This window comes from Mesorhizobium sp. B2-3-15, assembly GCF_006442875.1.
Taxonomy (GTDB): Bacteria; Pseudomonadota; Alphaproteobacteria; order Rhizobiales; family Rhizobiaceae; genus Mesorhizobium; species Mesorhizobium australicum.
The window spans coordinates 451,610-464,793 of the sequence record NZ_VFVO01000002.1 but is presented as its reverse complement, the minus strand read 5'-3'; the positions used below and the strand labels follow the sequence as shown (position 1 = coordinate 464,793).

The following is a 13,184-nucleotide window of genomic DNA, read 5'->3' as shown; positions in this document are numbered from 1 at the left end:
GCGGGCCTCTCCGTGCAAGGTGATTAACGAAACCTTATCATCGTGGTGCTACCAGAACGCGACTCACGACGCGGCTGGACACGGATGATCCCTTTGCCATTGGACGGTTCGGTATCGATCGCGGGACGATCTCGCCTGCTCGACGTGGAGGCCGTCGAAGCGATCGTCACCTTGCCGACGTTCAAGCGGCCGCAGCAGGTGCTGGAGACACTGGCGTCGCTGCGCGCGCAGCAAACCGACAGGCGCTTTGCCGTCATCGTCATCGAGAACGAGGCCGAGGCGCGGGAGGGCGCCAAGGCGGTGCTGCCGCTGTTCGAGCGCGGCGAGATACCGGGCATGGTCATCATCGCGCATGAGCGCGGCAATTGCAGCGCCTACAATGCCGGCTGGCAGACGGCGATCCTGCAGTTCCCGAACTTCAAGCATCTTCTTGTCATCGACGATGACGAGACCGCCGATCCGCAATGGCTGGAGCGGATGTGCCACGCCGCCGAAACGCTCGCCGCCGACATCGTCGGCGGCCCGCAGGTGCCCGTTTTTGCCGATCCTGCCCATGCCAAATGGGCCGAGCATCCCGTCTTCGCACCCCCCTACCGGGAGACGGGACGGGTGCCCGCGCTCTATTCGTCCGGCAATCTTCTGGTCGGGCGCAACGTGCTGACCGCGATGGGGCCGCCCTTCCTCGATCTCAGATTCAATTTCATGGGCGGCGGCGATTCCGACTTTCTCAGCCGGTCGGCGCAACGCGGCTTCGTGCTGGGCTGGTGCGCCGAAGCCAAGGTGCGGGAGACCGTTCCGGCCCGGCGCGTCGAGACCGACTGGATCCGCGCCCGCAGCCTACGCAACGGTGTCATCTCGACACTGGTGGAAAAGAAGAGGCGCGCCGGCATGCCGTTCGCCGGCGCCAAGGTATTCGCCAGGAGCCTGGCGCTGCTTGCCGCCTCGCCGGTTCGCGGCATCATGCGGCTGGCGCGCACGGGATCCCCGGCGGCCGCCATCTACCCCGTCCATGTGGCGCTGGGCCGCGTGCTGGCCGAATTCGGATATGCCAATGAGCAATACCGCCAGCCTGAGAAGAACTGAGCGCGCGCCGCTCAGCGCCGCGTTCACGCGCGGTGGCGTGGCGACCGCGATCGCCGCGCTGCTGTTCACCGTCATCATGGTGTCCTTCCGCCCGTTCCAGCCGGCCGGCGCCGAACTCACCGGCGAAGGGGGCGACATCGTCAATCAGCTCGGCTTCGGCTCGCTCGGCGGGATTTCGATCTTCGCGCTGATGGCCTTCGCCGATCCGCGCGTCGTGCGCTCGCTGCTCAGCCCATCCTGGATACTGATGCTGGGCTTCTTCTTCCTGTCGGTGGTGCTGGCGACCGATCCGCCCTCGGCAATGCGCGCGGCGTCCTTCACCATGATCGGCATCCTGACGATGGCGACGATTCTGGCGCTACCCCGCGACGCGGAGTCCTTCTCCAGGGTCATCATCTTCACCGCGGTCGTGGTCATGGGCCTGTCCTATCTCGGCCTGATCGTCTTTCCGCACGAGGCGATGCACACGGCTGACTCGCAGGAGCCTGAACATGCCGGCCTGTGGCGCGGGGTGTTCACCCACAAGAACATCGCCGGCCCGATCATGGCCTGCTTCAGCTTCGCCGGGCTTTATCTCTACCGACGCGGCCAGCGCTGGTGGGGCGCGGGTATCTTCTGCGCGGCGATGATCTTCATGCTGCACACCGGCTCCAAGACCACCGCCGGGCTGGTGCCGTTCTCGATCCTGATCGTGATGTTTCCGAGTCTGATGGGCATGCGGCTCGGTACGCCGATCCTGTTCATGCTGGCGATCATCGCCACGGCGGTCGGCACGCTGGGCATCGTCTTCCTGCCGCCGGTGAAGCATCTGGCGGCCATCTACTTTCCCGACCTCACCTATACCGGCCGGACGACACTGTGGGAGTTCGCCGGCTCGATGCTGGCGAAGAAGCCGTGGACCGGCTACGGTTATGAGAGCTTCTGGGGCACGCCGCTGCTGCTCAACCAGGACCAACCCTTCGATCGCCCGTGGGACATCAGGACCATCGTGCACGGCCATGACGGCTATCTCGACATCGCGGTGCTGATGGGCATCCCTGCCCTTTGCGTGGCGGTCTACACCTTCCTCATCGCACCATTGCGCGACTATATGCGCATTCCGCCGCGCAAGGAGAACATCTATCTCGGCGATTTCTTCATGATGGTGGTGCTGTTCACCGCACTCAACGCCTTTCTCGAGAGCTTCTTCTTCCATCGCGGTGATCCGGTCTGGCTGTTCTTCGTGCTCGGCGTGCTGGGCCTCAGGCAAGTGTCGTTGCGGCCGATCGCGGTGCGCACGCCTGTTCAGCGGTCCTGAGAGGGCTTCCCCACCGACCCGCGAGCGTCTATGTCATGGCCTTTCCTCGGAGGGCTCTCGATGACGATCAGGCTTGTTCTCGCCGGTTGCGGCAATATGGGTTACGCCATGCTCTCGGGCTGGCTGAAGTCCGGCAAGCTTGCACCCTCGGCGGTTTTCGTGATCGAGCCCAATGCCGAGCTGCGCGATCGCGCAGTGGCGCTTGGCTGCGGCTCGGCAGCGGATGCCGGGGCCATTCCGGCGGATGCCGTGCCCGATCTGGTCGTCATCGCGGTGAAACCTCAGGTGATCCGCGACGTCACCGCCGCGTACAAGCGCTTCGGCGATGGACGCACCACTTTCGTCAGCATTGCCGCCGGCACGCCGTCCGCCACCTTCGAGGGCATCCTCGGCAACCGCGCCCCCGTTGTGCGGTGCATGCCCAACACGCCGGCGGCCATCGGCAAGGGCATGATGGTGGTGTTTTCCAATCCCCTGGTTTCCGCCGACGCCAAGCGCTTCGTCGCCGACCTTCTGTCGGCCAGCGGCGAAGTGGCCACTGTCGACGACGAGGGCCTTATGGATGCGGTGACCGCCGTGTCCGGATCGGGTCCGGCCTATATCTTCCATTTTATCGAAGCGCTGACGGTGGCCGCAGAGAAGGCCGGCCTGCCGGCGGCGACCGCCAGGCTGCTCGCCATGCAGACCGTCTACGGCGCGGCCTCGCTCGCCGCCGAAAGCCGCGAGGACCCGGCCGTGCTGCGCAAGCAGGTGACCAGCCCCAACGGCACGACGGCGGCGGCGCTTGGCGTGCTGATGGGCGATGACCGGTTGACCAATCTCCTTACGCAAGCGGTGGAAGCGGCGCGGCTGCGGTCGATCGAACTAGGGAAATAGAGCAGACTCCCTAGGCCAGATCGGTATGCGAGAAGTCGTTGCCTTTGTAGAGCAGAGCAGAGCCGCGGCCCTTTGCGCAAGCGTAGGACAGGCAATCGGCCAGGTTGAGTTGGGCGGGATGCCCGCGTCCTTTTCCATAGTCTGAAAAAGCTTGGACCGCGAGCTTGGCGTCGCCGGCGTCGATGGGAACGATTTCGATTTCGGCCTCGCGCAGAAAAGCCTCTATCGCCACTTCAGCGACGAGCGGCTCGACGGCCAGCATAGTTGAAAGCCGCATAGCCGCTTCGAGCACCACCAGCGCGGAAGTAATCCTGCGAGGTGCTACCGCGATGCGGTTGCTCCACTCGCCAGCATCTTCTTCTCCCGAAAGAATTGCGACGACCACCGAGGTGTCGACAAACATCAGGAGTGGCCCCACATCTCATCGATCTCATCCTTGTGTACGGGCCGGCCGCCCTGGCCAGCTCTGGCTTTGAGTTCATCGGCGATGGCAGCCAGCCGCTGCGCCAACGGAGCGCGTCCACTTTCCCGTTTCAGTTCGGACTCAAGAGCTTCGATCACCGCCTCGGTCATCGAAATCTTGCGTTTGGCGGCGAGCCGCTGTGCCAGTTCACGTGCACGCGGGTCCCTGATCTGGAGGTTCATTGGTCGATCCTCGGCGTCATCTGCCATTACAATATAGCGCATCTGTCATGACAGCGCCACAACGGGTTTGTTTCCGTACAGCATCTCGTCCTGCAGGCGGCGCAGCGCGAACAGACTGGTCGTCCGGTCTGGCGCTGCATTGTCGGTGGTCAGCAGTGCACCTTTCCTGACCGGCTTCAGCACCTTGCCGCCCTCAAGCAGGCCGACCGGCACGGCGCGCTGGGAACGCGCGTCGCCGACGGTCATGGTCCAGGAGCGATAGCAGGTCTCGCCGATCGCATCGAAGGTCTCGCCGGCGGCGAGATCGCGCTTGGCGACGGCGCAGACCTCGGCAACCGGCCGCGGCAGCGGCACCATGTCGGGCTTGCCGAACAGCACGATGCGAGCGGCCGTCAGCGGCACTTCCAGTGAGGTCAGATGGTAGGGCCGGAACAGGCTGTAATAGGGACCGCGGCCGATATGCAGGTCGTCCATGCGTTCGATGATGCGCGGATGCGTCGCCTCGACGATGACGAAGACACCGGGCGCCACACCCTTGCCGATAGTGTAGTCGACGACGCCTTTTTTCAGCAGGAGGCCACCATCCTCGCGCGGGATCAGCACCTTGACGAGGTCATCGCGGTCGGCCTTGGGACCATGCATGCCGGGCACGTCAGGCACCAGCCCGGTGGCGTTGGCGATGGCGCACATCTCGACCATGGTCTTGGAGCCGTCGACGAACTCGACCAGAATGCGCGGGTTCATGTTGCGGCGGGTCGCTTCCTCGCGATAGTCGTCAGGCACGGCATCGTGGTTGAGCGGGTTGTTCTTGCCCTTGCCAGCCGAGACGATGGTAAGGCCGAGTGCGGACGCGAACTCGATCAGTTCCATGCAGCTCGACGGCTCGTCGCCGGCGCCGACCGAATAAACCACGCCAAGCCGGTCGGCCTGCTGCTTGAGGTAACAGCCGATGGTGACGTCGGCCTCGACATTCATCATCACCAGGTGCTTGCCGTGCTCCATCGCCATCAGGTCGAAATCGGCGGCGACGCCAGGCTTGCCGGTGGCGTCGATGACGACATCGATCAGTGGGTTGGTGACCAGCATCTCGTTCGAGGTGATGGCTATTTTTCCAACCTCGATCGCCGCGGTGACTTTCGACGCGGTGTCGGCTTCGACCGCCATCGCCTCGTCACCGTAGGCGATGCGGATGGCGTCACGCGCGGTGTGCGGGCGCCGGGTCGAGACGGCGCAAACCGCAATGCCGGGCATCAGCATGCCTTGCGTGACGAGGTCAGTGCCCATTTCGCCGGAGCCGATGATGCCGATGCGCACCGGGCGGCCCTCGGCGGCACGTCTGGCGAGATCGCGGGCAAGCCCGGTCAAGGCGACATTGGTCATGCGGAATGTCCACAGCTTCTTGGTCTGGACGCGAATTAGCAGGGACCATTCCCCTGTGCCAACAAAACCGCTCGCGACCGGCGATTTCCAACGAAAATGACCCGTGACAAGCGTCGTCGCCTTGGCCGATTGGCCCAAAGGCTTGCCAATTGACATTGTCGCGAACAGTCTCAATAAAAACATTCGTTTGCCAACAAAGGCAAATGTTCATCGAGACAACCGCTCGGAGGGGCACTCGTCTCGCGGCATCTGGGGAGTGCCTTTGCGCTAAGGTGGCGGCAGAGGCTGAGAGAAAGGAGCACCGCGAAGCTTTAGGCTCGGGGCTCCAGGGGAGGAAGAATGGATACTCTACTCGCTGGCCTCAAGGGGGCCATCGACACGCTCGGCGCGACAATCCTGCTGCCGATCGTCATTTTCATCATTGCCGTGGTTTTGGGCGCCAAGGTCAGCAAGGCCTTTCGCGCCGCCGTCACCATCGGGGTCGCCTTCATCGGTATCAACCTTGTGCTTGGCCTGATGTTCACGTCGATCGGCGACGTCGCCAAGGCCATCGTCACCAACACCGGCATTCATCGCGACATTATCGACGTCGGCTGGCCCTCGGCGGCCGCCATCGCCTTTGGCTCCTCGGTCGGGCTTTGGGTCATCCCGGTCGGCATCCTGGTCAACATCGTGCTGTTGCTGACGCGCATGACGCGCACGCTCAATGTCGACGTCTGGAATTTCTGGCACTTCGCCTTCGTCGGCTCGCTCGTCGTCGCCGCCACCGACAATCTGGCCTACGGCATTGCCATCGCGGCCCTGGTTGCGGCGCTGTCGCTGCTGTTCGCCGATTGGTCGGCGCGCGCGGTGCAGCAATTCTACGGCGTTCCCGGCATTTCGGTGCCGCATCTCGCCTCGGCGCAAATCCTGCCGATCGCCATCATCCTGAACTGGATCATGGACCGCATTCCCGGCATCAACCGCATCAACATCAACACCGAAACCATCGAGCGCCGCTTCGGCGTGTTCGGCGAACCGGTCGTGCTCGGCCTGATCATCGGCCTCGTGCTCGGCGCCATCGCCTTCTACAATGCCGGCGATCCCGGCACGGTGCTGGCCAAGGTGCTGGGCACCGGTATGACACTTGCCGCGGTCATGCTGCTGCTGCCGCGCATGGTGAAGATCCTGATGGAGGGCCTGATCCCGGTTTCCGACGCGGCGCAAGAGTTCGTGCGCAAGCGCACCGGCGATCGCGAGCTTCTCGTCGGCCTCGATTCGGCGATCCTGATCGGCCATCCCGCCGCGATCTCGTCGTCGCTGATCCTGGTGCCGATCGCGATCATCCTGTCGGTGATCCTGCCGGGCAATCGCGTCATCCTGTTCGCCGATTTGGCGGTCATCCCGTTCATCGTCGCCATGACCGCGCCGCTGGTCAAAGGCAATGTGTTCCGCATGGTGGTGATCGGCACGGTGACCTTGGCGATCGGCTTCTATGTCGCCAACGCCCTGGCGCCGCTGTTCACCAGTGCGGCCGTCGCGTCGGGCTTCAAACTGCCGGCGGATGCTTTGCAGATCACCTCGGTGGTCGACGGCTTCCTGTGGGTGCCCTATGTGATCATCGAGGCGATCCAGGGACTTGGGCTCATCGGCATCATCGTGATCGCCGTGGTCATCGCGGCGCTGTTCGTGCTCTATCGCCGCAATCCGCTCGGCTGGGAACGGGCGGCGGGCGCCGAGGACGAGCCGGCCGAAGGCACGGCCTGAACGCAAGCGTGCCTTCATCTGAAACGATCGTGCGCCTTCGCCGGGCGCACGATTTATCGACGGAGCAAGACATGTCCGACGCCCTCATGCAGCTTCTGGATCCCGAGGCGATCGTACTCGGGTCGGACGCGTCGACCAATGAGGAGATCATCCGCGTCCTGGCGGGACGGCTCGAGGCCCTTGGCTATGTCAAGAGCTCCTATGCCGACGCGGTCGTGCGCCGCGAAATGACCGTCCCGACAGGATTGCCGCTGGAACGCGCCGACAATGTCGCGGTGCCCCACACCGATCCCGAGCATGTGCTGAAGCCCGGCATCGCAATGGGCACGCTGAGAAAGCCGGTGATCTTCGCCAACATGGAAGACCCCGACGAGAAGCTGCCGGTGGGTTTCGTCTTCCTGCTTGCGATCAATGACAAGGACAAGCAGATTGAAGCGCTGCAGTCCGTCATGGCAACGATCCAGAATCCAGATGCATTGGACGGCTTGAGGTCGGCCAGGACGCTTGACGACGTGCGCACCGTGCTCGGCTGATATCAAGGGAAAGCAAAGATGGCCCGACAGAAGACAATTCTCTTTGCCTGCGGCACCGGCATCGCCACCTCGACTGCGGTCAACGTCGCGGTCACCGAGGCGATGAAGATGCGCGGCCTTACCTTCAACGCGCAGCAGGCCAAGGCGACCGAAGTGCCGGGGCTCGCCGATAGCGTCGACTTCATCGTCGCCACCACGCCGATCTCGGCCTCGGTGACCAAGCCGGTCATCAAGGGCCTCGCCTTCCTCACCGGCATCGGCAAGGACAAGGTGCTCGACGAGATCGAGGCGCAACTGCGCAAGTAGGTCGCGGACAATGCGGCCTTCGGTGGGCTTGGCTCAGACCACTCTGACGTAACTCGTCATGCCCGATTTCTGGTGCTCGATGATGTGGCAATGCAGCAGCCAGTCGCCGGGATTGTCGGCGACGAAGCCGAGGCTCACCTTCTCATTGGGCTGGATGAGATAGGTGTCCGAAATCAACGCCCGCGCCGGCCGCGTCGAGGATGACAAAACCTTGAAGCTCATGCCGTGCAAATGCATCGGATGCGATTGCGGCGTCAGGTTCTCCATGTCGATGACATAGCTCCTGCCGAGCTTCAATTCGGCCAGCGGCGCGGTTGGATCGGGTGTATCGCCCGGCCACGGCACCTTGTTGATCGCCCAGAAACTGTAGCCGAGCGAACCGCAGATGCTGTCGCTCGGGACGTTCTCCGCCGTGGCGCTGAGCGACAGGGAGATATGCTGGGCCGAGCCGAGATCCACTTCCGCCACCGGATTCACTTCCAGCGGCGCAACGTCGCGAACGTCCCGCTTGAGCGAGTTGCCCGTCGCGCGCAGCGTCGCCAGCACCTTGGGCTTGGTGCCCCTGACGTCCCGCAGGCTGACGATCGCCCCCTCATCGTCGGGCATGCGGATGGCGAGTTCCATGCGCTGCCCCGGTCCAAGCAGCAAGGCATCGGGCGCAAAGCGCTCCGGCACCGGATTGCCGTCCAGCGCCATCACGATCGCTTCGGCGCCGTCGACGCGAAAGGCCTGGATGCGGGTGACATCGGTAATGGCGACGCGCAGCCGCACCAGCCCGCCGGCAGGCGCGTCGTATTGCGGCTGATCGAGCCAGTTGGCCGTACGCACCGTGCCGTAGGTGCCGGTTCTCGCCGCATCGCGCGGCCGGAACTGGTCGATGAACTGGCCGTCGTCGCCAAGGCGCCAGTCGCGCAGGTTGAGGACAAACTCGGCGTCGAATTTCGGATCGTTCGGGTTTTCAACCACGATCACGCCGGTCAGGCCGTGCCCCATCTGCTCCAGCGTGTTGCAGTGCGGGTGATACCAGAAGGTGCCGGCATCGGGCGGCGTGAAGGCATAGTCGAAATGATCGCCGGTGTAGACGTAAGGCTGCACCAGGAAGGGCACGCCATCCATCTTGTTCGGCAGGCGAATGCCGTGCCAGTGGATGGTCGTCGGATCGTCGATGGCATTGTCGAGGCGCGCGGCAAAGGGTTCGCCTTTTTTCATCCTGAGCACCGGCGGCATTCCCGCTTTGCCGTAAGTCAGCACATTGTTGGTCTGGCCGACATCCATCAGCTTCGCCTGGATTTTCGCCGTCCGCAGCACCACCGGCTCAGGCGCGGACGCCGCCCAGCCGCCAATCCTGCCCATGGCGGCAAGCCCGAGCCCGCTCGCACCGGCAACGGCGGCAGTTTTCAGCAGTCCGCGGCGTGTAAATACGGTCATGTCGCACTCCAACGGAAAAGCTGACTGCTCTTCGCAACTTTGCCGTCATAGCCGGACACGCATGCCTTGCCAACGGCCCGGTCGCGGCCGCCCTCCTCCTGTCAGTGCAATGAGGCCAGCAGGGCTGGACTCATTCCGGTCGATGGCGGCTGGTCGGTGGCCTTGCGGCGAGTCTATGCCTGATCCACGCTTTCCAGGAAGCGGGCGAAGATCGGGTTGAAGCGGTCGGGAGAATCCCAGAACGGCGCATGGCCCGATTTGTCGAGCAGATGCGCCTTGCCTTCCCACAGGTTGGAGAACTTGACCGCTGAGACAAAATCGGTGTTCACGAAAGGCTCGTCGATGCCATTGAGAACGGCGATCGGAGGCGTCTTGCCGGCGACGATCTCGCGCTGGTTGCGGCCTGTGCCGGCGGCGAATTTCTCGAACATCAGGCGCCGCGCCCGCCCGTCGGTGCGCGCCACCGTGTCGAGGAGGAACGGTTCGAACGGTTCCCCGCAAGTGCTGCGCGCATAAGCCTCGACATCAGCGGCGGTGAAGGCCTCTTGTCCGGCAAGATGCATATGCGGACTCGACTTGAAGCCGTTGCCGACCTCCTCGGGCGCTACAGGCGGAGTGCCCGATATCATCAGGCCAAGCAGGCCAGGATAACGGTCGATCATCTCCAGCCCGATATGACCGCCGAGCGACCAGCCGAAGACGATGCCCTTGTCGATACCGAGCAGGCCGAGCACTTCGGTCATCGCATCGGCATAGCCTTCCATACTGTAGGAGCGGTCCGGATCGATCGCATTGCCGGAAGCGCCGTGGCCCGGCAGATCGGGGGCGATCATGTGGTAGCGCTCGCCCAGCGGGCTCTCGAGCTGGTTGCGGAAAACGGCACCGGAAGACGAATTGCCGTGGATCAGCAGGACGGCGGTGCCTTTGCCGCCGGTCTCGCGAACGGCGATCCTGCCGTGACTGGTTTCAAGGGTCTTCTGCGCGATCGTCATCTTTGGCTCCGTCTGGAATCGCCCTGTTTCGAAGCAGTTGCACAACAAAGCGCCGCCGCCTCCCCTAGCCCTGCCATAACATTTTCCCGGTCTCGTGCCGTTGAAAAATCCTTTTCAAATAACAACAATTGTGCGTAGATTGTCAATTATCCAACTCCCGATGAACGGGAGGAAAACAGGGAACGGCACGATGAAATCCAAATTCGCAGGCAACAGACTCCGCCATATGCTGATGACCACGGCCCTGATCGCGGCGTTTGCCACGGCAAGCGCCCCCGCTTTCGCCGATGTCGTCAAGATCGGCCTGCTGGCGCCGATCACGGGCCCTGCCGCGGCGGACGGCCAGGAATTCCAGCGCGGCGTGCAGATGGCAATCGATGAGGCGAATGCCGCCGGCGGCGTTGCCGGCAACACATTCGAACTGGTGGTCGGCGACGTTAAGGATCAGTCCGCCGGCAACGTCACCAGCGCGGTCGAGCGCCTGCTTGGCGATCCCGGCGTGCAATTCATGCTCACCGGCTACGCCAGCCTGACGAATTTCGAGATCGACAACATGGCCGAGGCCGAGATGCCCTACATGCTGGCGGCCACCTCGCAGCAGACCAGGGACATCATCGCGCCGAGCCCAGACAAGTACATGTGCTGTTGGTCGCTAACGCCGTCCTTCGACGCCTACAACACCGACGTCACCTTGTTCGTCGAGAAACTCGCGGCCGACGGCAAGATCACATTGCCGACCAAGAAGGTCGCCATCATCTCCTCCGACAACGCCTATTCGAAGACCATCTCGGAGGGCATGAAGAAGACTTTCAAGGAGAAGGGCTGGACTATCAGCGTCGATGAGATCGTGCCCTTCGGCGAAGTCACCGACTGGCGTCCGATCCTGGCCAAGGTGCGCGAGAATGTTCCCGATGTCGTCATCAACACCGATTATCTGCCGGGCAATTCGGCGTCTTTCCTGAACCAGTTCCTCGAACAGCCGACCAAGAGCCTTGTCTTCCTGCAATATGCGCCGAGTGTTCCGGAATTCGTCGAACTCACCGGCAAGAAGTCGAATGGCGTCATCTACAATCTCCTCGGCGGGGCGCTGACGACGCCGAAGAACCCGCGCGCCGACGAGGTGGCGGCCAAGTTCAAGGCCAAATATGGCGTCGAGAGCGGCACCTATGGCGTCGGCCTCTATGAAATGACCAACGTCTATTTCGACGCGGTCAAGAAAGTCGGCGGCGCATCCGACCACGCCGCGATCATGAAGGCGCTATCGGAGACCGACAAGCAGGTCGCCGAAGGCCGGCTGAAATTCGATCCCGCCACGCATCTCGCCACGCAGGGCGACGACTATATCCCGATCACCTTCTTTCAGATCTGGGACGGCCAGCGCACGCTGATCTCGCCGGAAAAATACGCCACCGGTGCCTTCAAGCCGCAGCCCTGGATGCAGTGAGGCATGGCCCTGCTTGAATTGGACGACGTATCGAAGGCCTTCGGTTCGCTGAAGGCCGTCGATGGCGTGTCGTTCAAGGTCGAGGCCGGCGAGATCTTTGGCATCGCCGGCCCGAACGGCAGCGGCAAGAGCACGCTGTTCAACATCATCACCGGCATCCCGTTCGGGCCGGACAGAGGCCACATCCGCTTTGACGGGACCGCGATCAACGGCAAGTCTGGACATGCCATCGCGCGCCTCGGCCTTGCCCGCACCTTTCAGCGCGAAACCAGCTTCGACGGCCTGACCGTATTCGAGAACGCGCTGATCGGCGCCAGCTACGGCAGAAAGGAGAAAGCTGCAGCGGCAGCCGCCCGCGAGGCGGCCGCAGAGGCACTGGAGTTTGTCGGCTTGGGTTCAGTGTCCTTCGGGCGGCTGGCCGGCGAGCTTTCCGTCTTCGAGCGCAAATGCCTCATGCTTGCCACCGCGATCGCCATGCAGCCACGTATGCTGTTGCTCGACGAACCGGCATCGAGCTTGACCAAGCCCGAGATCGAGACGTCGATCGGTTTGATCCGCCGCACCGCCGAACGCGGCATCACCATCCTCCTGATCGAGCATGTGCTGACCTTCCTGATGAGCCTGTCGCAGCATCTGCTGGTGCTTAACAATGGCCGCGTGCTCGCCGCTGGCGAGCCGGCAAGCGTGATTGCCGACCAGCGCGTCATCGAGGCCTATCTCGGAACCCGGAGGGCGGTGGCGTGACTCCCATCCTCACCGTCGAAAGCGTCACCGCCGGCTATGGCCGCGTCACCGTGCTGCACGACATTTCGCTGGAAGCTGGCCGCTTCGGCAATGTCGGCCTGTTCGGACCCAACGGCCATGGCAAGACGACCCTGTTGCGCACCGTCTCCGGCCTGCTGCGGCCGAAGAACGGCCGCATCCAGTTCGACGGGCAAGACATAGCAGGCCTCAGCGCCCGCGCCATCGTCAGCGCCGGCCTGATCCACGTGCCGCAAGGCAACCGGCTGTTTCCCGACCTCTCCATCGCCGACTGCATGGCGCTCGGCGCCTATTCGCCGCGCGCCCGTCCGCATGAGGCGGAGAACCGCGAGAAGGTGATCAAACTGTTCCCGAAACTGGCGGAACGCTGGCGCCAGCGCGTGCGCACGCTGTCGGGCGGCGAGCGCCAGATGGTGTCGATCGGCACGGCGCTAATGAGCCATCCGCGCCTCCTGATCCTCGACGAGCCGACGCTTGGGCTGGCGCCCAAGATCAAGGACGAACTCTGCGCCTCCGTCCTGGACATTTCGCGCGGCGGGGTGCCGCTGATCGTCGTCGAGCAGGATATCGAGTTCCTGCTGGAACTGACGCAGCAACTCTACCTCGTCAACCACGGCGCGGTGGCGACCGAGATCAAGCCGGGCGAGAGCCTCGACCACGGCGAGATCATGTCGATGTATTTTGGCCACTAG

14 protein-coding genes are annotated in these 13,184 nt (G+C 63.5%); 9 read left to right on the top strand and 5 right to left on the bottom strand.

The window, feature by feature from the left end; translation table 11 throughout:
- The first annotated feature begins 84 nt into the window (after positions 1-84).
- The 3 genes from FJ954_RS06230 to proC are packed head-to-tail and all read left to right on the top strand — an operon-like array spanning position 85 to position 3,256.
- Positions 85-1,083 carry a glycosyltransferase gene (locus FJ954_RS06230; protein WP_140660782.1) on the top strand — a complete coding sequence of 333 codons (999 nt, stop codon included), beginning with the start codon at positions 85-87 and terminating at the stop codon, positions 1,081-1,083.
- Positions 1,052-2,380 carry an O-antigen ligase gene (locus tag FJ954_RS06225; RefSeq protein ID WP_140660781.1) on the top strand — a complete coding sequence of 443 codons (1,329 nt, stop codon included), beginning with the start codon at positions 1,052-1,054 and terminating at the stop codon, positions 2,378-2,380. Before FJ954_RS06230 ends, FJ954_RS06225 begins: the two co-directional genes overlap by 32 nt.
- A gap of 60 nt (positions 2,381-2,440) precedes the next feature.
- Positions 2,441-3,256 carry a pyrroline-5-carboxylate reductase gene (proC, locus tag FJ954_RS06220; protein WP_140660780.1) on the top strand — a complete coding sequence of 272 codons (816 nt, stop codon included), beginning with the start codon at positions 2,441-2,443 and terminating at the stop codon, positions 3,254-3,256.
- A 10-nt stretch (positions 3,257-3,266) separates the two neighbouring features.
- Here proC and FJ954_RS06215 read toward each other — a convergent pair whose 3' ends face one another.
- The 3 genes from FJ954_RS06215 to FJ954_RS06205 are packed head-to-tail and all read right to left on the bottom strand — an operon-like array spanning position 3,267 to position 5,281.
- Positions 3,267-3,659, bottom strand: a complete 393-nt coding sequence (locus tag FJ954_RS06215; protein ID WP_140660779.1) for a type II toxin-antitoxin system VapC family toxin — start codon at positions 3,657-3,659, stop codon at positions 3,267-3,269.
- Positions 3,659-3,901, bottom strand: coding sequence for a type II toxin-antitoxin system VapB family antitoxin (locus FJ954_RS06210; protein WP_015316285.1), 243 nt, complete (start codon positions 3,899-3,901; stop codon positions 3,659-3,661). The genes FJ954_RS06215 and FJ954_RS06210 overlap by 1 nt, the downstream gene beginning before the upstream one ends.
- Before the next feature lie 45 nt (positions 3,902-3,946).
- Entirely contained in the window at positions 3,947-5,281 is a 1,335-nt protein-coding gene (locus FJ954_RS06205; protein WP_140660778.1) for an NAD(P)H-dependent oxidoreductase, read from the bottom strand.
- A 339-nt stretch (positions 5,282-5,620) separates the two neighbouring features.
- Between FJ954_RS06205 and FJ954_RS06200 the strand changes: the two genes are divergently transcribed.
- From FJ954_RS06200 to FJ954_RS06190, 3 genes are all read left to right on the top strand, one after another.
- Positions 5,621-7,027 (top strand): PTS sugar transporter subunit IIC, encoded by a 1,407-nt coding sequence (locus tag FJ954_RS06200; RefSeq protein ID WP_015316283.1) that lies wholly within the window; start codon positions 5,621-5,623, stop codon positions 7,025-7,027.
- A gap of 71 nt (positions 7,028-7,098) precedes the next feature.
- A complete protein-coding gene (locus FJ954_RS06195) occupies positions 7,099-7,560 on the top strand; it encodes a PTS sugar transporter subunit IIA (RefSeq protein ID WP_140660777.1) in 462 nt (153 codons plus the stop codon).
- Between the two features lie 18 nt (positions 7,561-7,578).
- Complete coding sequence (locus FJ954_RS06190) at positions 7,579-7,866, top strand: PTS sugar transporter subunit IIB (RefSeq protein ID WP_015316281.1); 288 nt, start codon at positions 7,579-7,581, stop codon at positions 7,864-7,866.
- A 33-nt stretch (positions 7,867-7,899) separates the two neighbouring features.
- Here FJ954_RS06190 and FJ954_RS06185 read toward each other — a convergent pair whose 3' ends face one another.
- Complete coding sequence (locus FJ954_RS06185) at positions 7,900-9,294, bottom strand: multicopper oxidase family protein (RefSeq protein ID WP_140660776.1); 1,395 nt, start codon at positions 9,292-9,294, stop codon at positions 7,900-7,902.
- A 173-nt stretch (positions 9,295-9,467) separates the two neighbouring features.
- The gene (locus FJ954_RS06180; RefSeq protein ID WP_140660775.1) at positions 9,468-10,286 is read right to left on the bottom strand and encodes an alpha/beta hydrolase; all 819 of its coding nucleotides are present in this window, start codon (positions 10,284-10,286) and stop codon (positions 9,468-9,470) included.
- A gap of 190 nt (positions 10,287-10,476) precedes the next feature.
- Between FJ954_RS06180 and FJ954_RS06175 the strand changes: the two genes are divergently transcribed.
- The 3 genes from FJ954_RS06175 to FJ954_RS06165 are packed head-to-tail and all read left to right on the top strand — an operon-like array spanning position 10,477 to position 13,184.
- Positions 10,477-11,730, top strand: a complete 1,254-nt coding sequence (locus FJ954_RS06175) for an ABC transporter substrate-binding protein (RefSeq protein WP_140660774.1) — start codon at positions 10,477-10,479, stop codon at positions 11,728-11,730.
- Between the two features lie 3 nt (positions 11,731-11,733).
- Positions 11,734-12,474, top strand: coding sequence for an ATP-binding cassette domain-containing protein (locus FJ954_RS06170; RefSeq protein WP_140614675.1), 741 nt, complete (start codon positions 11,734-11,736; stop codon positions 12,472-12,474).
- Complete coding sequence (locus tag FJ954_RS06165; RefSeq protein WP_140660773.1) at positions 12,471-13,184, top strand: ABC transporter ATP-binding protein; 714 nt, start codon at positions 12,471-12,473, stop codon at positions 13,182-13,184. The genes FJ954_RS06170 and FJ954_RS06165 overlap by 4 nt, the downstream gene beginning before the upstream one ends.